Source organism: Micromonospora sp. D93 (genome assembly GCF_018070365.1).
Classification (GTDB): Bacteria; Actinomycetota; Actinomycetes; order Mycobacteriales; family Micromonosporaceae; genus Micromonospora; species Micromonospora ureilytica.
Window position 1 is genome coordinate 1 of sequence record NZ_JAGPXW010000044.1, and the last position, 22,812, is coordinate 22,812.

The 22,812-nt window shown below is 71.7% G+C and carries 21 protein-coding genes; 5 read left to right on the top strand and 16 right to left on the bottom strand.

Translation table 11 applies throughout. From position 1 onward, the window contains the following. Positions 1–29 precede the first annotated feature (29 nt). The 3 genes from KBX71_RS31585 to KBX71_RS31595 all read right to left on the bottom strand — a co-directional run bounded on the left by KBX71_RS31585 (position 30) and on the right by KBX71_RS31595 (position 3,464). Complete coding sequence (locus tag KBX71_RS31585; RefSeq protein ID WP_210821386.1) at positions 30–422, bottom strand: SCO5389 family protein; 393 nt, start codon at positions 420–422, stop codon at positions 30–32. A 269-nt stretch (positions 423–691) separates the two neighbouring features. Then, positions 692–1,183 (bottom strand): SsrA-binding protein SmpB, encoded by a 492-nt coding sequence (gene smpB / locus KBX71_RS31590; protein ID WP_124822617.1) that lies wholly within the window; start codon positions 1,181–1,183, stop codon positions 692–694. A gap of 43 nt (positions 1,184–1,226) precedes the next feature. Then, positions 1,227–3,464, bottom strand: coding sequence for a hypothetical protein (locus KBX71_RS31595; protein ID WP_210821387.1), 2,238 nt, complete (start codon positions 3,462–3,464; stop codon positions 1,227–1,229). 151 nt (positions 3,465–3,615) lie between these two features. On the opposite strand from KBX71_RS31595, the gene KBX71_RS31600 reads away from it, so the two are divergent. From KBX71_RS31600 to KBX71_RS31610, 3 genes are all read left to right on the top strand, one after another. Next, on the top strand, positions 3,616–5,274 hold the full coding sequence (locus tag KBX71_RS31600) for an FAD-dependent oxidoreductase (RefSeq protein ID WP_210821388.1): 1,659 nt from the start codon (positions 3,616–3,618) through the stop codon (positions 5,272–5,274). Beyond that, on the top strand, positions 5,271–6,728 hold the full coding sequence (locus KBX71_RS31605) for an ATP-binding protein (protein WP_210821389.1): 1,458 nt from the start codon (positions 5,271–5,273) through the stop codon (positions 6,726–6,728). Before KBX71_RS31600 ends, KBX71_RS31605 begins: the two co-directional genes overlap by 4 nt. 77 nt (positions 6,729–6,805) lie before the next feature. Next, positions 6,806–8,752 (top strand): ABC transporter ATP-binding protein, encoded by a 1,947-nt coding sequence (locus KBX71_RS31610; protein ID WP_210821419.1) that lies wholly within the window; start codon positions 6,806–6,808, stop codon positions 8,750–8,752. A 206-nt stretch (positions 8,753–8,958) separates the two neighbouring features. On the opposite strand, the gene KBX71_RS31615 is transcribed toward KBX71_RS31610, so the two are convergent. The 8 genes from KBX71_RS31615 to KBX71_RS31650 form a co-directional block, all read right to left on the bottom strand. Beyond that, positions 8,959–9,768 carry an SAM-dependent methyltransferase gene (locus KBX71_RS31615; RefSeq protein WP_210821390.1) on the bottom strand — a complete coding sequence of 270 codons (810 nt, stop codon included), beginning with the start codon at positions 9,766–9,768 and terminating at the stop codon, positions 8,959–8,961. A 110-nt stretch (positions 9,769–9,878) separates the two neighbouring features. Next, on the bottom strand, positions 9,879–10,046 hold the full coding sequence (locus KBX71_RS31620) for a hypothetical protein (protein WP_210821391.1): 168 nt from the start codon (positions 10,044–10,046) through the stop codon (positions 9,879–9,881). A 1-nt stretch (position 10,047) separates the two neighbouring features. Next, positions 10,048–10,557, bottom strand: a complete 510-nt coding sequence (locus tag KBX71_RS31625) for an NUDIX domain-containing protein (RefSeq protein ID WP_210821392.1) — start codon at positions 10,555–10,557, stop codon at positions 10,048–10,050. 118 nt (positions 10,558–10,675) lie between these two features. Beyond that, a complete protein-coding gene (locus KBX71_RS31630; RefSeq protein WP_210821393.1) occupies positions 10,676–11,317 on the bottom strand; it encodes an SRPBCC family protein in 642 nt (213 codons plus the stop codon). Next, positions 11,317–11,682: a helix-turn-helix transcriptional regulator gene (locus tag KBX71_RS31635; protein ID WP_124822611.1), complete on the bottom strand. Its 366-nt coding sequence runs from the start codon at positions 11,680–11,682 to the stop codon at positions 11,317–11,319. The genes KBX71_RS31630 and KBX71_RS31635 overlap by 1 nt, the downstream gene beginning before the upstream one ends. 28 nt (positions 11,683–11,710) lie before the next feature. After that, a complete protein-coding gene (locus tag KBX71_RS31640; protein ID WP_210821394.1) occupies positions 11,711–13,801 on the bottom strand; it encodes a xanthine dehydrogenase family protein molybdopterin-binding subunit in 2,091 nt (696 codons plus the stop codon). Next, positions 13,798–14,781 carry a xanthine dehydrogenase family protein subunit M gene (locus KBX71_RS31645; RefSeq protein WP_210821395.1) on the bottom strand — a complete coding sequence of 328 codons (984 nt, stop codon included), beginning with the start codon at positions 14,779–14,781 and terminating at the stop codon, positions 13,798–13,800. The genes KBX71_RS31640 and KBX71_RS31645 overlap by 4 nt, the downstream gene beginning before the upstream one ends. Beyond that, complete coding sequence (locus tag KBX71_RS31650; protein WP_210821420.1) at positions 14,778–15,275, bottom strand: 2Fe-2S iron-sulfur cluster-binding protein; 498 nt, start codon at positions 15,273–15,275, stop codon at positions 14,778–14,780. Before KBX71_RS31650 ends, KBX71_RS31645 begins: the two co-directional genes overlap by 4 nt. Before the next feature lie 126 nt (positions 15,276–15,401). On the opposite strand from KBX71_RS31650, the gene KBX71_RS31655 reads away from it, so the two are divergent. After that, entirely contained in the window at positions 15,402–15,983 is a 582-nt protein-coding gene (locus KBX71_RS31655) for an NTP transferase domain-containing protein (RefSeq protein ID WP_210821396.1), read from the top strand. On the opposite strand, the gene KBX71_RS31660 is transcribed toward KBX71_RS31655, so the two are convergent. The 5 genes from KBX71_RS31660 to KBX71_RS31680 all read right to left on the bottom strand — a co-directional run bounded on the left by KBX71_RS31660 (position 15,970) and on the right by KBX71_RS31680 (position 21,343). Continuing rightward, positions 15,970–16,638: a TMEM175 family protein gene (locus KBX71_RS31660; RefSeq protein ID WP_210821397.1), complete on the bottom strand. Its 669-nt coding sequence runs from the start codon at positions 16,636–16,638 to the stop codon at positions 15,970–15,972. The two genes, KBX71_RS31655 and KBX71_RS31660, sit on opposite strands and share 14 nt — an antisense overlap. Positions 16,639–16,746: 108 nt before the next feature. After that, positions 16,747–18,120 carry a GH1 family beta-glucosidase gene (locus tag KBX71_RS31665; protein WP_210821398.1) on the bottom strand — a complete coding sequence of 458 codons (1,374 nt, stop codon included), beginning with the start codon at positions 18,118–18,120 and terminating at the stop codon, positions 16,747–16,749. A gap of 29 nt (positions 18,121–18,149) precedes the next feature. Next, a complete protein-coding gene (locus KBX71_RS31670) occupies positions 18,150–18,989 on the bottom strand; it encodes a carbohydrate ABC transporter permease (protein WP_124822604.1) in 840 nt (279 codons plus the stop codon). After that, on the bottom strand, positions 18,982–19,974 hold the full coding sequence (locus KBX71_RS31675) for a carbohydrate ABC transporter permease (RefSeq protein WP_124822603.1): 993 nt from the start codon (positions 19,972–19,974) through the stop codon (positions 18,982–18,984). Before KBX71_RS31675 ends, KBX71_RS31670 begins: the two co-directional genes overlap by 8 nt. A gap of 70 nt (positions 19,975–20,044) precedes the next feature. Then, on the bottom strand, positions 20,045–21,343 hold the full coding sequence (locus KBX71_RS31680) for an ABC transporter substrate-binding protein (protein ID WP_210821399.1): 1,299 nt from the start codon (positions 21,341–21,343) through the stop codon (positions 20,045–20,047). A 237-nt stretch (positions 21,344–21,580) separates the two neighbouring features. Between KBX71_RS31680 and KBX71_RS31685 the strand changes: the two genes are divergently transcribed. Next, entirely contained in the window at positions 21,581–22,780 is a 1,200-nt protein-coding gene (locus KBX71_RS31685) for an ROK family transcriptional regulator (protein WP_210821400.1), read from the top strand. The last annotated feature ends 32 nt before the right edge of the window (positions 22,781–22,812 follow it).

Below are 22,812 nucleotides of genomic sequence, written 5' to 3' on the forward strand. Positions count from 1 at the left end.
GGCTCGTTGGAGCCCGCCCGCCGTGAGGGTCAGCAGTTGCGGAGTTCGGGGGACTGGTTGAGCAGTTGGCCACGGGTTGACACGAACCGGCGGTAGCGCTCGCTGTCGACGGCCGACGGGCGGAACGCGGCGACGCGGTGGCAGTTCTGGAAGGCCAGGCGCACGCCGAAGTGCCGCTCCAAGCCGGCGCGGATCGCGTCGCTGGCCAGCGCGCGGAGCAGTTGACCCCGGTCGTCGTCGGTGGGCGGCGGGACGACGTTGTCGGCCAGTTCGGCGTCGCCGGCTTCCAGTTCGGCGACGACCCGGCTGACGGTGGCCCAGGCGTACGGCAGCGAGTCGCGGACGCACGCGATGAACGCCTCGTCGTCGACGGGGCCCCGTTCGGCGGCGTCGAGCAGGGTGGGCGGGACGGTGAGTGACATGGTTCTCCTCCGCATCAGCTAATGATTACCGTTTTCAACAACGGCCTCGACTGAGCAGACCACGTCTCTCGGACGACGTCAACGATGTCCCGGCGCGCCACGCCGCGACCCACGCACAGCCGCGCGAAGGCGCCCGCACACAGCGCCCGCACACAGCGCCCGCACACAGCGCCCGCACACAGCGCCCGCACACAGCGCCCGCACACAGCGCCCGCAAGAGCGCCCGCACAAGAGCGCGTGCGGACGAGTGTCCTGAGCGAACGGGCGCGTCAGGGCCTGCGGGGGTGGCCCTTGAGGTGCCGGCCCAGCTCGCGGGCGATCTCCCGGTTGGCGTCGCGCTCGGCCAGCGTCTGCCGCTTGTCGTAGGAGCGTTTGCCCTTGGCGAGGGCCAACTCGACCTTGGCGTAGCCGTTCTCGAAGTACATCGACAGCGGGACGAGGGTCACGCCGCCCTCGCGGACCTTGTCCAGGATCCGGTCGATCTCGGCCCGGTGCAGCAGCAGTTTGCGGTTGCGGCGCGGGGCGTGGTTGGTCCAGGTGCCGTAGGTGTACTCGGCGATGTGCAGGCCGTACAGCACGATCTCGCCGTCGCGCTCGTGTGCGAACGCGTCCACCAGCGAGGCCCGCCCCTCGCGCAGTGACTTCACCTCGGTGCCGACCAGCACGATGCCCGCCTCGTACGTGCGCAGCACTGTGTACTCGTGCCGGGCCTTCTTGTTCGAGGCGATCAATCGGCGTGCGGGCGGCTTGGACGGGGTCACCAGGCGACGATATCCGGCCGCCGGGGCAGGCGTGCCGGCCGGCTCAGTCGCGTGCCGGGCGCGCGGGGCGTAGTCGCGCGGTCAGATCCCGTACCGCGTCCGCGAACGCCTCCTGCGACTCACACGGCCAGTGTCCGAGGATCGGTGGGGGAACGCTGTCGCTGGGGGCTGGCACCACGTCCTGCGGGTCGGTCAACCGCCGGTCCACCGTCGCCGCCGGCCCGGTCAGCGTCTCGGCCTCCCCGGGGCGGTGGGCGGCGAAGATCCAGCCGCCGATCGGGTCGGTGTCGCGCCACAGGTTGATCCAGCGCCAGCCGACCCGTTCGCCGATCTCCCGCAGCGCCGGCTCGTCGGCGTATGCCGGGAACAGCCGGGAGTACAGCCGGCCCAGCGGCGACCCGTAGGTCAGCAGGGCGACCCGGTCGGTGATCCGGGTGGGTAGTTGCAGAACCGTGGCGGCGAGCAGCACCGAGCCGTGGCTGTGTCCGGCCAGCAGCACACAGTGCCCCTGCTCCACCAGGTAGGTGATCCGTTTGGCCAGCTCCGGCACGGCCCGCTCGGCGTAGCAGGGCGGCGCGAACGGGTGCGCGGCCCGGGGCCAGAAGGTGCCCAGATCCCAGAGCACACCCACGTACCGGCGGAACTGCGCTGTCCGGTAGGCGAAGATGCCGCCGACCACCAGGCCGAGCAGGATCGCGGCGATCACGTAGCTACCCGACCCGATCAGGAAGTTGACCATGCCTTCCGGCACTCCGACGTAGCGCTGCGCCACGTCGCCGGGTAGGAGCTGGAGCAGGCCGAGCACGCTGGTGGCCAGGCCGAGCGCCGCCAGGGCGGCGTACACCACGGAGAGCGGTTCCAACCGTTCGGTGAAGCGGGCCCGGGCCACCGCGTGCTCGACCCGCCGCAGCCGGGCCGCCGCCCGCGGCGGCGCATCCGGGAAGTCGGCGGCCACGATCGCCCGCGCGGCCCGCCGCCGCCCGCGCCGGGTCAGCCTGGTGACCAGGCCGGCCACCAGCAGTGCGATCACCACGGCCAGGAAAAACCCGAAGATCGCCCACTTGTACGCCAGGGGAGGGCTGGTCTCCAGGCCGTCCGCTGTCGTCCCCTCGCGATCGAGCAGGTCCGCCACCCGGTAGACCAGCTCGGCCGAGAACGCCACGGCTAGCCCGGCCGAGATCGTCACGAAGACCGGCGCTCCCAACGCGCGTATGGGTGACCTGCGCTGCCCGCCGCCCCGCCGCCAGATCACCAGCACGGCGAGGACGGCCACCAGCACGGTCTGGCTGACGAACAGCCAGGCCACTATCGCGCTGTAACCGGGCAGCGCACCGCCCTGCGGCCACGGCGCCGGGCTGATGACGACGTGCACGATCACCAACATCGTCACGCCGCAGGCGATGGTGCGCAGCCCGCGGAACACGCCGTCCACCCGGGGTGACGGGTCGGTGCGGTCGATGCTGGGCACCACGGTGACCAGGACCAGGCAGGCCAGTAGCACCGCCGCGGTGGCGGTCAGCAGGATCACCATCACCCAGGAGCGGTGCTGGCTGGCCCGCGCGGCCAGCAGGCTGGCGCTCAGCGTGCCGAAGGCCGCCGCGACGTGGACCGAGCGCAGCCGACCCACCAGCGGCTCGCCGTCCCACTGGCCGACGGCGCTCAGCTGGTGTTTCGACGTCGACGTCGCCGGCGTCCGGAACGCGTCGAACGAATAGGCCGGGCGAGCACCCAGCCACCAGAGGAGCCCGATGGCGGCGACCGGCACGAGCGCCAGCACACCCAGGCGCAGCCCGGTCGGGTGCCCGCCGAGCCAGGACAGCCAGCTCCGGCCGGCCAGGCACGACGGGGTGTCCATGCAGCGCCATGCGATCAGGTCCAGCGCCACGCCGACGATGGAGAGCACGTAGAGCACGGTGAGGGTGAGGGCGAGCACCCGGCACAGCGCCATGAAGCCGCGCTTCGAGACGGTGTGCGCCGGGCGCATCCAGAGCGCCACGTTGCAGAGCATGAACGGCAGCAGGAAGACCAGCGACACCGTTCGCACGGCCGTGCCGGACGGCAGGTCACTCCAGCGGTACGCCTCCAGCGTCACCCCGTCCGTCCCGGTGGAGTCCGGATAGCCGGGGCGCGGTCGGTAGAATCCTCCGCTGCGGTCCCCGGCGACCTGGTGCACGTACGGCCGGTCCAACACCTGGTCCGCGCCCGCGCCGGAGACACCGTGCACCCGCAGCTCCACGATCCCGCCCGACGGCGTCGTTCCGGTCGGTGTCGCGTCCGCCATGGGCCCCCCGAGGTGTGCGCGGCAACCGGGCGGGTCGTCGATGTCCGGCCACCCGCGCGGCTCCCCGGCTTACCCGTCTGCGAGGCGGTCAACCGTGGGCCGGGCCCTGGCGATGGTGCGGTCGACCCTCGACAGGTGATTTCATGGCGCCATGGCGAACCCGGTGATCCTGACCGTCGACGACGACCCCGTGGTGTCCCGGGCGGTCGCCCGGGACATCCGGCGCCGCTACGGCGACCGCTACCGGGTGCTGCGGGCCTCCTCCGGGCCGGAGGCGCTGGACGCGTTGCGAGAGGTCAAACTGCGCGGCGAACAGGTGGCGTTGCTGCTGGCCGACCATCGGATGCCGGAGATGACAGGCGTCGAGTTCCTCGAAGCGGCCATGGACGTCTTCCCGGCCGCCCGCCGGGTGCTGCTCACCGCGTACGCGGACACCGACGCCGCGATCGAGGCCATCAACGTGGTCGACCTGGACCACTACCTGCTCAAGCCCTGGCACCCGCCGGAGGAGAAGCTGTACCCGGTGGTCGACGGGCTGCTGGAGGCGTGGGCGGTCACCCCGGACGCGGCCAGCGCCGAGATCCGGGTCGTCGGGCACCGCTGGTCGGCGCCGTCGTTCAAGGTCCGTGACTTCCTGGCCCGCAACCTGGTGCCGTACCGATGGCTGTTGTCCGATGACCCGGAGGGCGTCCGGCTGCTCGACGCGGCTGGGGCCACCGAGGCGGACGTGCCGCTGGTGGTGACGCCCGAGGGCAAGGCGTTGATCGCCCCGAGCGAGGCCGAGTTGGCCGCGCTGGCCGGGTTGACAGTGGTGCCGGCGTGTGACTTCTACGACCTGGTGGTGATCGGCGGCGGCCCCGCCGGCCTCGGCTCCGCCGTGTACGGCGCGTCGGAGGGGCTGCGCACCGTGCTCGTGGAGCGGCGGGCGACCGGCGGTCAGGCCGGGCAGAGCAGCCGGATCGAGAACTACCTGGGCTTCCCGGATGGCGTGTCCGGCGCGCAGTTGACCGATCGGGCCCGGCGGCAGGCGGTCAAGTTCGGCGCGGAGCTGCTCAGCGCCCGGGAGGTGGTCGGTCTCAGCGAGGCCGGCGGCGCCCGGCTGCTGCGCTTCGGCGACGGCACCGAGATCGCCGCGCACACGGTGGTGCTGGCCACCGGCGTGTCGTACCGGGTGCTCGACGCCCCGGGGCTGGCCGACTTCACCGGGCGGGGGGTGTTCTACGGGGCCGCCGCCACGGAGGCGCCGAGCTGCGTCGAGCAGGACGTCTACATCGTCGGCGGGGCCAACTCCGCCGGCCAGGCGGCGGTCCACTTCTCCCGGTACGCGTCGAGGGTGCACCTGCTCATCCGTGGTGCGGACCTGACCGCGTCGATGTCGCGTTACCTGATCGACCAGCTGGAACGGATCGACCGGATCACCGTGCACCCGCACACCGCAGTGGTCGGCGGGGCCGGGGACGGTCACCTGGAACGGCTCACCCTCTGCGACACCCGCACCGGGGAGGCGCGCTCGGTCGACACCTCCTGGCTGTTCATCTTCATCGGCGCGGAGCCCCGTACCGACTGGCTGGACGGGGTGCTGGTCCGCGACGGGCGCGGTTTCATCGTGACCGGCCCGGATCTGCTCGCCGGGGGACGGCGGCCGGCCGGCTGGTCGCTGTCGCGCGACCCGTACCACCTGGAGACCAGCGTGCCGGGTGTGTTCGCCGCCGGGGACGTGCGGGCCGAGTCGGTCAAGCGGGTCGCTTCGGCCGTCGGCGAGGGTGCGATGGCGGTGTCGCTGGTGCACCGATACCTGGAGGCTCAATGAGCACGGATAGTGGCCGGCTGACACCGGCGCAGTTGCGCACCCTGTTCCTGTTCGAGTCCCTCGACGAGGGGCAACTCGAGTGGCTGGCCGAGCGCGGCCGGGTCGAGCAGCGTGCCGGGGGCACCCTGGTGTACGGCGAGGGGGAGCCCGGGACCTGTTTCTTCGTGCTGGTGCGCGGTGCGGTGGCGCTGAGCCGCCAGGTGCGCGGAGACGAGATCGAGGTCAGCCGCACCGACCAGCGCGGCGTGTACGGCGGGGCGGTCCAGGCCTACCTGGGTGACCAGGTCGACCAGATCTACCGCAACAGCATGCGGGCGGTGGTCGACTCGGACTTCTTCGTGCTGCCGGCGGAGGACTTCGCGTACGCCCTGCGGTCCTGGTTCCCGATGCCCATGCACCTGTTGGAGGGGCTGTTCCTCGGCCTGCGGAACAGCCAGGCCATCGTCGGTGAACGGGAGCGGCTGTTGGCGCTCGGTTCGCTGTCGGCGGGGCTGACCCACGAGCTGAACAACCCGGCCGCGGCGGCGGTGCGGGCCACCTCGGTGCTGCGGGACCGGGTCGCCGGAATGCGGCACAAGCTCGCCATGATCGCCGATGGGCGGCTCGACGGCAGCGCCCTGCACGGCCTGGTCGCGTTGCAGGAGGAGGCGGTCGCCCGGGTGGCCACCGCGCCGAAGTTGACCCCGATGGAAACCGCCGACGCCGAGGACACCCTCACCGACTGGCTGGAGGAGCACGGGGTCAACGGTGCCTGGGACCTGGCGCCGATCCTGGTCGGCGGTGGTCTCGACGCGGCCTGGTTGGCGCAGGTGAAGGCCGCGGTCGGCGCCGCGGACCTGGAGGCGGCGGTGCGCTGGCTCACCTACACGGTCGACACCGAGCTGCTGATGCGCGAGATCGGCGACGCGGTCACCCGGATCTCCGGGCTCGTGGACGCCGCCAAGCAGTACTCGCAGCTGGACCGCGCGCCGCACCGGGTGGTGGACGTGCACGACCTGCTCGACGCCACGCTTGTGATGTTCAAGGGCAAGATCCCCGCCGAGGTCAAGCTGGTCCGCGAGTACGACCGGAGCCTCCCACCGGTGCCGGCGTACGCGGCCGAGCTGAACCAGGTGTGGACCAACCTGATCGACAACGCGTTGGGCGCGATGGGGGAGAAGGGCGTGCTGACCGTCCGCACCGGACGGGTCGGCGACCAAATGACGGTGGAGATCACCGACACGGGTCCGGGCATCCCGCCGGAGGTGCGTCCACGCATCTTCGAGCCGTTCTTCACCACGAAGCCGGTCGGCTCGGGCACCGGCCTGGGGTTGGACATCTCGTACCGGATCGTGGTGCACAAACACCACGGCGACATCCGGGTGGAGACCGAGCCGGGCCGGACCACGTTCCGGGTCCTGCTGCCGATCACGGAGGGTGCACCGGACGCGCCACGCGACGCGCCGGCTACCTAGAGACATCAGGTGGTTGCGGGCAGTAGTCTCGGGCGGCGTTCGTGATCCCGCCCCCCGAGGAGGGTTCCGTGGAGTCGATGGCCCGCCAGCGCACCCCCGTCGAGGACGACCAGCCGGACGATCCACCCGGCGCGATGCTGCCGGAGTTGGAGGATCGCGACTGGCTGCACCACGCGCAGGAGTTCGCGCACACCAGCTTCTGGGCGGTGGCCCGCCGACTGCCCCAGCTGGTCCGGGAAGCGGTCGGCCTGGCCTGGTCCACCAACCGCCGGGACACGATCGCCTCCATCGGCCTCAACATCGCCGCCGGGGTGATGACCACCTTCGGCCTGCTCGCCACGACCAGCGTGCTCCGCGAGTTGTTCGCCGCCGGTCCCACCCCGGACCGGGTCCGTTCGGCCCTGCCGGCCCTGATCGTGGCGGCGGCGGCGGTGTCGGCGCGGGGTGGCCTGACCATCGCGGCCGGCTGGGCCCAGGCCCGGCTGACCCCGCAGATCAACTACCAGGTGGAGCTGCGTCTGTTCGAGGCCACCACGGCTGTGGACCTGGCCGCGTTCGACGACGCCGGCTTCGCCGAGGAGATGGACCGCGCGCGCGACCGGGGGATGGGCGAGGCGGCGTGGATCGTCGACCACACCGTCAACCTGGTCACCGGCGTGGTCGGCATGCTCGCCACCGCCGTCGCGGTGACGGTCATCCAACCGCTGCTGCTGCCCTGCCTGCTCCTCGCCGCGATTCCCCAGGCGATCACGGCCGTGCGGATGGCCCGCCGGGAATACCTGGCGATGCTGGCCCGGATCACCCGGCGACGCCGAATGTGGATGCTGGCCCACCTGATGGCCAACCGGCACACCGCCGCCGAGGTGCGCGCGTACCAGATGCGCGAGTTCCTGCTCGCCGAGTATCGCGGGGTGATGGCTGTCGAGACCCGTGCCCAACTGCGGCTGGTCCGCTCGCAGACCGGCACCCGGGTCATCGGCGCCACGGTGGCGGGGCTGGCCACCTTCGGTGTGTACGCGGTCCTCGGCGGCCTGCTGCTGAGCGGGATGGTCGCCCTCGCCGCCGCGGCGACCGCTCTGCTCGCGCTGCAGTCCGCGCGCACCAGCCTGGGAGTGGCGGTCGTCGCCACCAACTCGCTGTACGAGGACGCCCTCTACTACCAGGACTACCGGGACTTCCTGGCCCGTGCACACGCCCGGGTGCCGATCGGGGGCGACCGGGTGGCCGACGGTGTCGGCGTGATCGAGGTGGACGACGTGAGCCTCAGCTATCCGGACACCGATGCCCCGGCGGTGGACGGGGTCAGCCTGACCATCCGCCGGGGTGAGGTGATCGCATTGGTCGGCGAGAACGGCTCCGGCAAGACCACACTGGCCAAGCTGATCGCGGGGCTCTATCAGCCGACCGGCGGGGTGATCCGCTGGGACGGGGTGGACGCCGCCGAGTTGGACCCACACGCCCTGGGCGCCCAGGTGGCCGTGATGACCCAGGAGTGGTGGAAGTTCCCGTTCACCGCCGGGCAGAACATCCGCGTCGGACGGCACGACCGCCCGCCGGACCGGTCCGGCCCGAGTGTTCAGGAGGCGGCCGCCGCGGCCGCCGCGCACGACATGATCGTTGGCCTGCCGCACGGCTACGACACGCTGCTCGACCGGGAGTTCAAGGATGGCCACGAGCTGTCCGGCGGGCAGTGGCAGCGGCTGGTCGCAGCGCGCGGCCTCTATCGGGACGCCGCCCTGCTGATCTGTGACGAACCCTCGGCGGCCCTGGACGCGCGTGCCGAACACGCCCTGTTCCAGCACCTGCGTCGTCGCCCCGACCGGGCGGTCGTCCTGATCACGCATCGGCTGGCCAACGTCCGGCACGCTGACCGGATCCTCGTGCTGGAGCGGGGCCGCCTCGTCCAGCAGGGCAGTCACGACGAGCTGATGGCGGCCGGTGGCCTCTACCGGGAGCTGTTCAACCTCCAGGCCAGCGGCTACCTGACCGGCGCCGACGAACGCCGCCCCGCCGATACCCGCTGACCAGATTGCGCTGAGCCGAGCCACGGAGACTGCCGCGGACCGACGCGGCGGCTAGGTCCAGGCGCGGTCGAGGGCCATCGCCAGCCGCTGTGTCCACTGCTCCACGGTGCCCTCGATACAGCGCGTCCGCCTCGTGATCTCGGACGGTGATGTGGATTTCGGAGTCCCCCGACACCTCACGCATCGGCGGAGTTTATGTCAGGGCGTCAGAGCACGCGGGCGACGCCGCAGTAGCCATCGACCGGGGCCGGGGGGCTGCTGTCGGTACGCCAGTACCCCAGCGGCACGACACCCGGCTCGACCAGGTCGAGGCCGTCGAAGAACGCCGTGAAGTCCGCGACCGCACGCAGGTGGTACGGCAGGGCACCGCTTTCGTTGTACTGCCGATGCGACTCGATGACCCGCTCGCTGGTAGCCGTACCGTCGGACATCGCCAGGAAGCTGCCCGGCGGTAGGGACGAGACCAGAGCGTCGACGATGGCCCGCGCCTCGGCCGGCTTCTCGACGTGACCCATGACGCCCAGCAGCATCAGCGCGATCGGCGCACCGAAGTCCAGTGTGTCCCGAGCGGCCTGGACGATCTTCTCCGGGTCGCGCAGGTCGACGTCGACGTACTGGGTGGCGCCCTCCTGGCTGCTGGTCAGCAGCACCCGGGCGTGCGCGAGAACCATCGGGTCGTTGTCGACGTAGACGACGCGCGCCTGCGGCGTGATCCGTTGGGCGACCTGGTGGGTGTTGTCGGCCGTGGGCAGGCCGGTACCGACGTCGAGGAACTGACGGATCCCCGCCTCCGCGGCGAGGTAAGTTACGGCTCGTCCGAGGAACGCGCGCGAATACCGGGCCGCCTCGACGATTTCCGGGAAGACCGCCCGTACCTGTTGGCCGACCTCGCGATCCGGGGCGAAATTGTCCTTACCGCCGAGCCAGTAGTTCCACACCCGTGCCGAGTGCGGCACCGTCGTGTCCAGCTTGGCGGCCGAACCTTCCACCGGCTGCTCAGCGTGGTCCTGCGACATGTCCGTCTCCCCTTACCAGCCATGCGATGTCGAGGCCGTAGCCTAGCGGCGCGGCGACGCTCGCTGATACTGCGGATCGACGTAACCCTTGATGGCGGCAACGGCCACGGTCAGAGGTCGTCGGGCCACCAGAACCGGTACGGCTCGGTGAAGGCGGCGGCGATCCGCGTCGCTCTCGCCAGATCGACCGGGTCGCCGGTGCCATTGCCGGCCTCGATGCCGGAGAAGATCAGCCACCACTGCTGGTCGCCATGACGCTGTCGGGCGGCGTCGAACACGTCAGGGGGTGCCGGTGAGGAAGTCGGTCAGGATGTGGGTGTGGGTGGAGAACGCCAACTCGGCCGGGTCGGTGAGCACGAGCCACTCGGTCGCCTCCTCGGTCGGCGCCGACGGTGGCAGGTCCTCGGCCGCCCGCTCCGGCAGCACTCCGAAGATCATCATCGTTCCGCCCGCCGGTGCGCTCTGCACTCCGATCAGGCGGGCGTCCTCGGCCGCCGCAATCAGGCCGGTCTCCTCCCGCAGCTCACGGACGAGCGCGTCGGACCACTCCTCGCCGTACTCGATGAAACCGCCGGGTAGCGCGAGCAGGCCGCGGGCCGGCTCGATGTCCCGGCGGACCACCACCACGCCCAGGCCCTCGGCCGTGCGGACCGGCAGCACCGCGACCGCCACCGGCAGCGGGCTGCGCCAGACGGTCTCGCCGCAGACCGCGCACAGCCGCGGCCATCCGGCAGCCGCCGGGTAGGCGGCGCCACAGTAGGAGCAGTGCGAGTACGGCGTGCCGGTCATGCCGCCGCACGTTACTCCGATCCCTGCCCGTCCAGGCTGCCGCGCCGCCCACCCCCGCGCCCCGCGCGCCCATGCCGCCAGCCCCGTCCGGCGCCCGCGCGCCGCGCGTTCAGGCCGCTCAGGCTTCCGGGGCCCCGGTGTAGAAGGCGGTGGTGCGTTCGGCGGCGGCCTTCGCCTCGTCGGCGTCGGTGCCGGCGGCGATGCTCGCTTCGCACCACAGCTGGCTGCTCAGCTCCATGGCCCGTCGTCCCTCGGCGGAGGCGGTCCACTCGGCGCCCTGTTCCGGGGTGATCCCGCTGCCGTCGCCGGCCAGGTGCGAGGCGAGGCCGAGCAGCCCGAGGTCCCAGCCGACGCCTACCGCGCCCGGCCCGAACTGGGCCCACCGGTCCTGGTCGACGTGCGCGATGTGGTCCAGGTCGAGGCGGGCCCGCTCGTCGCCGACCGGGGTGACCCGCACCTCGATCCAGCTCACCTCGCCGCCCATTTCCCAGGTGGCGGTGAAGTGGTGCGGCGGCTCGCAGCTCTCGACGGTGCCGTGGGCGTTGCCCTGGAGCTGGTACGTGCCGCCCAGCCGCAGGTCACCGGAGATCGGCAGGAACCAGCGCGGGATGCGCTCGGCGCTGGTGCAGGCGTCCCACAGATCCTCGGCCGTCGCCTGGTAAGTCTGGCTGATCGTGGTGACCCGCGCCTCGCCGGCTTCCAGGGTGCGGCTGCCGACCTTCCGCTGGACGGCGTTGATCTGCTCGGTGGCGTCGAACATCAGGTGTTCCTCTCGTCGGGTGGATCGGCGGGCCCGCGCAGCCGACGCTCACGTCGGCCCCGGGCCAGCTCGGTGGCGAGTGCCGCCAGGGGCGGGGCCCAGAACCGGCGGAAGTGCTCCAGCCAGCCGTCGACCTCGCGCAGTGGGCGTGGGTCGACCGCGTAGAGCCGCCGGGTGCCCTCCGGCCGCACGGTGGCGAAGCCGTTGTCGCGCAACACCTTGAGATGCTGGGACACGGCGGGCTGGGAGATGCCGAACTCCTCGCGGATGACCGCGCTGACCGCACCGGCGGTCTGCTCGCCGTCGGCGAGCAGCTCCAGGATGCGGCGCCGGACCGGATCGCCCAGCACGTCGAAGGCGTGCACGACGACAGTTGTATCACTGACGGCTTATTTAAGCCAAGTCTGATACTCCGATGAGCTTGTCCAGCCGGATCGGCAGCTCCCGGATCCGTACGCCTGTCGCGTGGTGCACCGCGTTGGCGACCGCCGCGGCGGCGCCGACGATGCCGATCTCGCCGATGCCCTTCACCCCGGCCGGGTTCAGCTCGTCGTCCCGTTCGTCCAGCCAGTACGCCTCGATGGACTCCACGTCCGCGCAGCCGGTGATGTGGTAGGTGGCCAGGTCGTGGTTGACCCAGTCGCCGTACCGCTCGTCGAGCAGGCCCTCCTCGTGCAGCGCCATCGACAGCCCCATCGTCATCCCGCCGATGAGCTGACTGCGCGCCGTCGTCGGGTTCACCACCCGACCCGCCGCGAACACCCCGAGCATCCGGTTCAACCGCACCTCGCCGGTGTCCGCGTCGACCCGCACCTCGACGAACTGCGCGCCGTACGCGTACCGGGGCAGCGTGGGCTGCCCGCCCACCTCCTCGGTGGTGTCCGCCTCGGCGGTCACCTCGCCGGTCGGCGGCCCACCGTCGCGCAGCTTCTCGCGCAGCGCCTGCGCGGCGCGTATCACCGCCCAGCTCCAGCTCGCGGTCCCCATCGAGCCGCCGGCCAGCGCCGCCGTCGGCAGCTCGCTGTCCCCGATCCGGATCTCCACCCGCTCCGGCGGCACCCCGAGCGCGTCCGCGGCCACCTGCCAGATCGCCGTCCGGGCGCCGGTGCCGATGTCGGTGGCGTTGATCCGGACCAGGAAGCTCCCGTCCGGCCGGGCGGTGGCCGTCGCCGTGGACGGCCGGGCTCGGGCCGGGTAGCTCGAACCGGCCACCCCCGTCCCGATCAGCCAGCGCCCGTCGCGTCGGGACCGGGGCGACGGATCACGGCCGGCCCAGCCGAACCGCTGTGCGCCCTCGCGCAGGCAGGCCACCAGGTTGCGGCTGGTGAACGGGCGTCCCTGATCGGGGTCGACAGCTGTGTCGTTGCGGATGCGCAGCTCCACAGGGTCGATGCCGACGGCGATGGCCAGCTCGTCCACAGCGGACTCCAGGGCGTACGCGCCGGGGCACTCGCCCGGGGCGCGCATCCAGAACGGCGTGGGCACGTCGAGGCGGACCAGGCGGTGCGTGGTGCGGCGATGCGGCGCGGCGTACATGCTGCGGGTGTAGACGGCGGTCTGCTCGGCGAACTCCCGGACGGTCGAGGTCTGGCTGATCGCGTCGTGGCAGATGGCGGTGAGCCGGCCGTCGGTGTCGGCGGCGAGGCGGACCCGCTGGATGGTGGGGGTGCGGTAGCCGACCGGCCCGAACAGTTGCTGGCGGGTCAGCGCCAACTTGACCGGGCGGTCCACGTGCCGGGCGGCGAGGGCGGCCAGCACCACCGACGCCTTGGCGTACCCCTTGCTGCCGAAGCCTCCGCCGACGTGCTCGGCCACGACGCGGATCGACTCCGGCGGCAACTCGAACAGCTCGGCGAGGGTGGCGCGTACCGGCGTCGCGCCCTGGGTGGAGTCGTGCACCAGGAGCCGACCGTCGTGCCACTGCGCCGTGGTGGCGTGCGGTTCCATCGGGTTGTTGTGGTACGCCGGCGTCCGGTAGGTGACGTCCACCCGCACCGGGGCGGCCGCGTACCCGGCGTCGAAGTCGCCCTCGGCGGTGTCGGTCGGATAGCTGGGGTTGACCTGGTCCGGTTTGTACAGGCCGGGGTGGTCGTCGGTGAGCACTGTGCTGTGCGGGCCGGTGTCGTAGTCGATGCGGACCAGTCGGGCGCCCTCGCGGGCCGTCTCCAGGCTGGTGGCCACCACCACGGCGACGTACTGCCCCCGGTAGTGCACCATCGGCTCCTGTAACAGCCGCAGCTCCGGCTGCGGGCCGGGCGCCATCCGGGGCGCGTTGCCGTGGTGCACCACGGCCAGCACGCCGGGCGACGCCAGCGCCTCCGTCGTGTCGATCCTGGTGATCCGGCCCCGCACCACCGCCGACGGGACCGCCCAGCCGTAGGTGACCCCGTCCACCGGGTACTCCACCGCGTACCGGGCCGTGCCGTTGACCTTCGCGGGGCCCTCCAACCGGGGGTACGCCCGTCCGACGGCCCCGGTGCTCACGACGACGCCAGTTCGGTGAGCGCCCGCACGGTGATGGCCCGGGTCAGCGGCAGCTTGAAGCCGTTGTGCCGTAGCGGGCGCGCCTCGGCCAACTCCGCGTCGGCGGCCCGTGCCGCCAGCTCCGGGCTGAACGGACGGCCGCGCAGCTCCTCCTCGGCCCGGTACGCCCGCCACGGCCGGTGCGCCACCGCGCCGTACGCCAGCCGCACGTCGCGGACCACGTCCCCGTCGAGGTCGAGCACCGCGGCCACCGAGCCGGCGGCGAAGGCGAACGAGGCCCGGTCGCGCACCTTGAGGTACGTCGAGCGGCGCGCGGCCGGCAGCGGCGGTAGCCGGACGGCGGTGATCAGCGTGCCCCGGGCCAGTGTGGTCTCCCGCTCCGGGTGGGTGCCGGGGGAGCGGTAGAGGTCGGCGATCGGGATGTCGCGGGGGCCGTCGGCCTCGTGCACCTCCACCACCGTGTCGAGGGCGGCCAACGCGACGGCCAGGTCGGACGGGTGGGTGGCCACGCACTGCTCGGACCAGCCCAGCACCGCCAGGTCGCGGTTCTGGCCGTGCAGGGCGGCGCAACCGCTGCCCGGCTCCCGCTTGTTGCACGCCTTGCTCGTGTCCTGGAAGTAGACGCAGCGGGTGCGCTGCAACAGGTTGCCACCGGTGGTCGCCATGTTGCGCAGCTGTCCGGAGGCGGCGGCGAGCAGGGCGCGGGCCAGCACCGGGTAGTCGCGGCGCACCACCGGGTGTGCCGCGAGGTCGCTGTTGCGGACGGTCGCGCCGATCCGCAGACCGCCGTCGGGCACCTCCTCGACGGTGTCGAGCGGGAGCCGGGTCACGTCCACCAGCACGTCGGGGCGCTGCACCCCGAGTTTCATGAGGTCCACCAGGTTGGTGCCGCCACCGAGGTAGGCGGCCTGCGGTTCGGCCGTCAGCACGGCTACCGCCTCGGCCACGTCGGCGGGCCGGTGGTAGCGGAACTCCCTCACGAGGACGCCGCCGTCTCGCGCACGGCCGCGACGATGTGCGGGTACGCGGCGCAGCGGCACAGGTTGCCGGCCATCCGCTCGCGGATCTCCGCGTCGGTCAGTTCGGCGGGCGTGTTCAGGTCGCCGGTGACCGCGCTGGGCCAACCCCGGGAGACCTCGTCGAGCATGCCGCGGGCGGAGCAGAGCTGCCCGGGGGTGCAGTAGCCGCACTGGAACGCGTCGTGCGCGATGAAGGCGGCCTGCAGCGGGGACAGTTCGTCCGGCCCGGCCAGCCCTTCGACGGTCACCACCGACCGGCCGTCCACGGTGACAGCGAAGACCAGGCAGCTCTTCACCCGGCGGCCATCCAGCAGCACGGTGCAGGAGCCGCACTGGCCGTGGTCGCAGCCCTTCTTCGCCCCGGTCAGGTCGAGGTGCTCGCGCAGCGTGTCGAGCAGGGTGGTGCGGTTGTCCAGGGTCACCTCGCGGGACGCGCCGTTGACCTCGACCGTCACCCGGGACGAGTGCCGTTCGTCGGTCGTCGTCGTGTTCTCCGGTCCGCCCTGCACCGGCCCAGACTAGCTTTGTCGGTATATTCCGGGGCGAATAACGCGAAGCCCTTCGTACGGGAGGGGACGACGGTGACCGCCGGGCTGCTGCTGGCCGCCGGCGCCGGTCGGCGTTACGGCCGGCCGAAGGCGCTTGTCGAGCTGAACGGCGAGCCGCTGGTGCGGCGCGCGATCCGGTTGCTCCGCGATGGCGGCTGCGCACCCGTGCACGTGGTGCTCGGCGCGGGCGCCGACGAGGTGCCCGACCTGCCGGGCGCGGTGCCGGTCCGGCACGACCGCTGGCCCGACGGGCTGGGCTCGTCGCTGCTGCGCGGCCTGGCCTCGCTGCCGGCCGAGGTCCCGGCCGCCGTCGTGGTCCTCGTCGACCAGCCGCTGCTCAGCCCGGTCGCGGTGCGCCGGGTGCGCGCCGCGTACGCCGACGGCGCGGTCGTCGCGGTCGCCACCTACGCCGGCCGCCCCGGGCATCCGATCCTGCTGGGTCGGCAGACCTGGCCGCTGTTGAGCGGGTACGCCGTCGGCGACCGGGGTGCCCGCGACCTGCTGCGCGACCGACCGGACCTGGTGGTCGAGGTGCCCTGCGACGACGTCGGCTCCCCGGTCGACGTGGACACCCCGGCCGACCTGCTCCGACTCGGCCCGCTCAGCGACGGGTGAGCCAGCGGGGCAGCCCCTCGCTGGTGACCGCGTGATAGGTGATCATGAAGATGACGCCGATCAGGCCCAGCAGCGGACTGACGAACCAGCCGAGCAGACCGCTGAGGCCGTACAGGATCAGGCCGGTGACCGGTCTCAGCCGCTGCGTCCGCACGTACTCGGGACTCACCTGACGTTCGAGCAGCGCCGGATGGCGGTGCAGGTAACCGAAGAACACCAGCCAGGGGGCTGACATCAGGGCCGCGGCCAGCGCGTACAGGGCGACCGCCGCGCGTTGGTCGTCGGTGTCGCCATGGGTGAACGCCGACGCCAGCACCGCTGTGGGGAAGGGGATGATCACCGCGCCGAAGAGCACGGCGAGGTTGATCCAGCTCAGCGTGAGCGTGGTGCCACGGATCAGCCGCAGCAGCGCGTGGTGGTTGAGCCAGAGCACCCCGATGTAGACGAAGGACACCACGAAGGCCAGGTAGGAGGCGCCCTCACCGAGCAGACCGGTGAGCAGTTCGCCCTCGTGGTATTCCGGCACCCGCAGATCGATGACCAGCAGCGTGATGACGATGGCGAAGACACCGTCGCTGAAGGCCGTCATCCGGTCGGTGGCGGACACTCGCCCCTTGGGATCGGGCTGTTCGACCTCGTCGGATGCTGCGGACATTGCCGCAGGCTAGCCACTCGGCAACCCGGTCGGTGGCGGTTTCGTCCGATCCGGACGGGAACCGCCGCCCGGGGTCGACCCCCGGGCGGCCGCTCGCACCGCCCCCGTTCAGGCCACCGGCGTCGTGGTGCCGGTCGTGCGGGCGAGCTGGTGGGCGCGGACCAGCTCGGCGTAGCGCAGACCACTCGCCTTCACCGTCCGGCGCTGGGTGGTGTAGTCGACGTGCACCAACCCGAAGCGCTTGTCGTAGCCGTACGCCCACTCGAAGTTGTCCAGCAGCGACCACACGAAGTAGCCGTCCAGGGGAACCCCTCGGGCCACCGCCGACGCGCACGCGGCCAGGTGCTGCTCCAGGTGGTCGGTGCGCTCCTTGTCCTCCACCGTGCCGTCCGGGGTGACCTCGTCCCGCCACGCCGAGCCGCTCTCGGTGACGATGATCCGGCTCGGCCGGTACTCCTCGTGCACGTCGACGAGCAGCCGCTCCAGGCCCGCCGGGTACATCTCCCAGCCCATCGCGGTCTCCACCGAACCGGGCACCGGCACCTGCCGGGCGTACGGGGCCGCGCCGGTCGGGTCGTCGACCACCAGTTGGCGGAAGTAGTAGTTCACCCCGAGGAAGTCCGTGGGCGTGGCGATCACCGCCAGGTCGTCGCCGCGTACCGGCGGCTCGACCCCGTAGGTGGCGATCATGTCGGCGGGGTAGCCGCGCCCGTGGATCGGGTCCAGCCACCACCTGTTGACGTGCCCGTCGGCGCGGCGGGCGGCCGCGACGTCCTCGGGTCGGTCGGTCGCCGCCTCGATCGGGCTGAGGTTGACCACCAGGCCCACCGAGGCCGGCCGGGCGGCGTTGGCGCGGATCGCCTGGGTGGCCAGGCCGTGCCCGAGCAACACGTGGTGCGAGGCGTGCACCGCGCGGGTGAGGTCACGTTCACCGGGGGCCATGTTGCCCTCCAGGTGACCGATCCAGCACACGCAGAGCGGCTCGTTGACAGTGCACCAGTCGGCCACGCGGTCACCGAGGCGGCCGGCGACCACCGCCGCGTAGTCGGCGAACGCCTCGGCGGTGGCGCGCTCCGGCCAACCGCCGGAGTCCTGCAGGACCTGCGGCAGATCCCAGTGGTAGAGCGTGACGAACGGCCGGATCCCGTCGGCGAGCAACGTGTCGACGAGCCGATCGTAGAAGTCCAGACCGGCTGCGTTGACCCGCCCGACGCCGTCGGGCATGACCCGGGGCCAGGCCACCGAGAAGCGGTACGCGTCCACGCCGAGTCGGCGCAGCAGAGCCAGGTCCTCCGGCCACCTGTGGTAGTGGTCGCACGCCACCGCGCCGGTGTCGCCGTTGTCGACGTTGCCGGGGGTCGCCGAGAAGGTGTCCCAGATGGACGACGCCCGGCCGTCGACGTCGACGGCCCCCTCGATCTGGTACGCCGCGGTGGCGACGCCCCAGAGGAAGTCGGGTGGCAGCTTGGACAGGTCGGGCACGGGACGGTTCTCCTCTGGGATTGACTGACTCACTTGACCGCGCCGGCGGTCAGGCCGGCGACGAAGTACCGCTGCAGGGCCAGGAACCCGACGACCACCGGGATGCTGACCACCAGTGAGGCGGCCATGATCTGGTTCCAGTAGACGTTGAACTGGGTGGAGTAGCCCTGCAGGCCGACGGCCAGGGTGCGGCTGCCCTCGTCGGTCATCACCGACGCGAAGAGCACCTCACCCCACGCGGTCATGAACGCGTACACGGTGACCGCGACGACGCCGGGCACGGCGGCCGGCAGGATGACCTGGAACAGGGTGCGCAGCGGACCCGCGCCGTCGACCTGCGCCGCCTCGTCCAGACCCCGGGGGATCGAGTCGAAGTAACCGACCAGCATCCAGATCGAGAACGGCAGCGAGAAGGTCAGGTACGTGATGACCAGGCCGGTACGGCTGGCGTACAGCTCGATGCCTGTGGCGTTGCCCAGGTTGACGTAGATGAGGAACAGCGGCAGCAGGAACAGGATGCCGGGGAACATCTGCGTGGACAGCACCGTCACCGAGAAGACACCGCGACCGCGGAACCGGTACCGGCTCACCGCGAACGCGGCGAAGATGGCCACCACCACCGAGCAGATCGCCGCGATGCTCGACACCACAAGGCTGTTCACCAGGTACCGGGCCAGCGGCACGGTGCTCCACATGTCGATGAACGGTTGCAGGGTGGGCCGGCTCGGCCACCAGGTGAAGCCGTTCTGCACGTCCTGCAACGGCTTCGCCGCCGACGTGACCATCACGTAGAGCGGGATGACGACGAAGAGGGTGAGCAGGGTCAGCACGATGCGCCGGCCCCAGCGCTCACCGGCGGTCTCACGCATGGTCGTCCCTCCGACGGTTGGTGATCAGCAGGTACGCGGCCGAGACGACCAGCAGGAACAGCAGCAGCGCCACCGACATCGCCGACCCGGAGCCGAAGTCCCAGGTCTTGAAGGAGCTGCGGTAGATGTGGATGGAGATGAGGTCGGCCTGCTCCGGCGCGGAGCCGCCGAACAACACGAACGGGGTGTTGAAGTCGTTGAACGTCCACAGGAACAGCACCAGCAGCAGCACCAGGTTGACCGGTCGCAGCATCGGGAGGGTGACCGAGCGCAGCCGACGCCAGAACCCGGCGCCGTCGATCGCGGCGGCCTCGTACAGCTCGCCGGGCACGTTCTGCAGCCCGGCCATCAGGCACAGGAACGCGAACGGCCAGTTGCGCCAGACCGACACGACCAGCAGCGACCAGAAGCTGTTGTCGCCGATCAGCCAGAACGGCCGTTCGTTCAGCAGGCCGAGCTGGTCCACGAGCACGTGGTTGACCAGGCCGGTGTCGCGTTGCAGCAGGAAGCTCCAGGTGATCACGGCGGCGTAGACCGGCAGCGCGTACGGGGTGAGGAACAGCGCCCGCAGGATCGCCCGTCCACGGAACGGCCGTTGCAGGACGACCGCCGCGGAGATGCCGAGCAGCCAGGCGAACCCGACCGAGAGCAGGCTGTAGGCCAGGGTGACCCAGAACGAGTGCAGCAGTTCCTTGCCGGCGGCGCTGTTCAGGTCGAGCGTCGCCCGGTAGTTCTCCAGCCCGATGAAGGGCGCGGTGGACCAGTCGCGGATGTGGAACTGGGTCAGCTCCAGCAGGCTCATCCAGACCCCGACCACCATCGGGACGACGTGGATGGCGAGTTCCAGCACGATGGCCGGTGCGAGCAGCAGATAGGGCAGGAGTGAGCGGCGGGGGCCGCGGGGCCGGCGGGCCGGCCTCCGGGCCGGCGACCCGGCCCGGGGTTCGCGTCGGTCGGCGTCCGGCGCGGTGGTGCTGGTTGCCATCGGGGTCCTCTCGGAGGCGGTGGCCGTGGCCGGGCTCAGCGCCCGACCACGGCCACCGGTGACGCCTGGGTCAGCGCATCTTCTGCTGCGCGTCGGTCAGCTTCGCCCTCACCGACGCCTCGGTGACCGGCTTGCCGCTGGCCGCGTCGGCGAACAGCTCCTTCATCGCGGTGCCGACCAGGGTCTCGAAGGTGCTCTCGTCGGGCACCTGCGGCAGCGGGGCCGCGGTGGTGACCAGGGTCTCCTGGATGGTCTTCTGCTCGGTCGCGCTGAACGCCGGGTCGGAGGCCGCGGTCTTCACCGCAGGCAGCGAGCCGTACGTCTTGTTGAGGATCGTCTGCTCCTCGTCGCTGGTCATGAACTTGACGAAGCTCAGCGCGCCGTCCTTGTTCTTCGTGTGCTTGAAGACCGCCATGTTGATGCCGGCGACCATGCTGTTGACCTTCTTGCCGCCGGCCGGCGGGCTGGCCAGGAACGGCACCGGGGCCACCCCGTACGCGTCGGCGGGCATGTTCTGCGTCTTCAGGTTCGACCCTGCGGACTGCCACAGCAGCATGGCGGCCTTGCCGTTGGCGAAGTCGGAGACCGACTGGTTCTGCGCGTACTCGGCGTTGCTCGGGTTGGTGATCTTGTCGGCGGCCATGAAGTCGATGTACCGCTTGATCGCCGAGACGTTCTGCGGGGTGTCGAAGGTCGGCTTGCCGGCCGAGTCGAACCACTCGCCGCCGTACTGCTGGCTGAAGGTGAAGGCGTGGTGGGCGTTCTCCGACGGGTTGGCACCCTCGATCGCCAGACCCCACTTGCCGCCGGTGCTCAGCTTCTTGCCGTACTCGGCGAGCTGCTCCCAGGTGGTCGGCGGTGCGGTGATGCCGGCGTCGGCGAACGACTTCTTGTTGTAGTACAGGCTGTACGCCATGCTGTAGAGCGGCACGGCGGCCGGCGGCTTGCCGGGGGCGCCGGCGGCGGCGAGCGCGGCGGGGACGATCCGGTCCTTGCCGCCGACGGCCTGCAGGGCGGCGTCGTCGAACTCGACGAGCGCGCCGGTGGCCTGCAGCGACGCCGACCAGGTGTTGCCGATGTTGACCACGTCCGGGCCCTTGCCGGAGGCGGCGGCCGCCAGCAGGCGGTTGAGCAGGTCCGACCAGGGGACCACCTCGACGGTGACCTTGATGCCGGTCTGCTTCTCGAACTTGTCCAACTCCGGCTGGAGGGTGGTCTTGTCGGCCTCCAGGCTGGCGCCCTGGTTGCTGGCCCAGTAGGTGAGCGTCTTGGGTGCTGCGGCGGAGTCGTCGCCGGAGCCACCGCAGGCGGTCAGCGAGGCGGCCGCCAGTACGGCGGCGGTGAATATCCCGAGGTGTCGTCTCGACACGGGTCAGCCCTTCCGGTGCGTGGTGGGGGTCCGCCGACCTTCGTCGCCGATAGGGGTCGGGGCGACGGGGGCCGGCTGCGGACAGGGGTTCGGGGGTGCGCCGTCGGGGTCCGTCGGCGTTTCCCGGGAGTTACATCACGGCTTAATTTATGTCGTCATTAAAGTTGCTGGCAGGTGGGTCGTCAAGCACGAGGCGGTTACAGTCGCCTCGAACGGCAGACGGGAACGAGGTGACGAGTGGAGCTGGCGCGTGCCACCAACCGCAGCGTGCGGTTGCGCAACCGGTCCGCCCTGCTGACCAAGCTCTTCCTGGACGGCCCGCTCACCCGGCAGGACCTGGTGCGCAGCACCGGGCTGAGCCAGCCAGCGGTCAGCAACGTGGTGGCCGACATGATCGACGAGGGGCTGGTCGCCGAGGCCGGGGCCGCCGAGTCCGACGGCGGTCGGCCCAGCATGCTGCTGCGGATCGCGCCCCGATTCGCCTTCGTGGTCGGCGTGGACGTCGGCGAGACCCGGGTCCGGGTGGAGCTGTTCGACTTCGCGATGACCCTGCTGGCCAGCGTCGAGTACCCGCTCGACCCAGCCCGCACCGAGCCCGACCTGGTGGCCGGGCACGTGCTGGCCGGCATCGACGCGGTGACCGGCCAGGCCGGGGTGGCTCCCGGCGACGTGCTCGGCGTCGGCATCGGCGTCTCCGGCGTGGTCGAGCAGGGCGCCGAGGCCGTCGTGCACGCGCAGGCTCTCGGCTGGGACCGGGTGCCGCTGGAGCGTCTGATCGGCGCCGGCACCGACCTGCCGCTGCACATCGACAACGGCGCGAAGACCCTCGGCCAGGCCGAGATGTGGTTCGGCGCCGGTCGGGGCGCCCGGCACGCCGTCTTCGCGCTGGTCGGCTCCGGGGTGGGCGCGTCGGTGGTGACCAACGGCGTCACCTACCGGGGCGCGTCCAGCAGCGCGGGGGAGTGGGGGCACACCACCCTGGTGTACGGGGGCCGGGCCTGCCGGTGCGGTGCGCGCGGCTGCCTGGAGGCGTACGTGGGTGCGGAGGCGATCATCGACCGCTACCGGGAGGCCCGCCGGGGTCGACAGGTCCCGGGCGAGGACGAGGAGTCCCAGATCGCCGCGCTGGTCGCCGCCGCGGAGACCTCGACCACCGCCCGACGGGTGCTGGACGACACCGCCGGCTACCTCGGCGCCGGGGTGGCCAACCTGATCAACCTGTTCAACCCGGAGCGGGTGGTGCTCGGCGGCTGGGCGGCGATGGCCCTCGGCGACCTGCTGCCGGCCGTGCGCGAGGCCGCCGGCCGGCAGGCGCTGCGCCAGCCGTACGAGCAGGCGTCGATCGAGCTGTGCCGGCTCGGGGTGGACGCGGTGGCGTTGGGCGCGGCCACGCTGCCGATCGCCCGCTTCCTCACCGAGGGCGGCGTCCGCCGCTGAGCGTTGACGACGGTAGCGCGGTCGGCAAATTA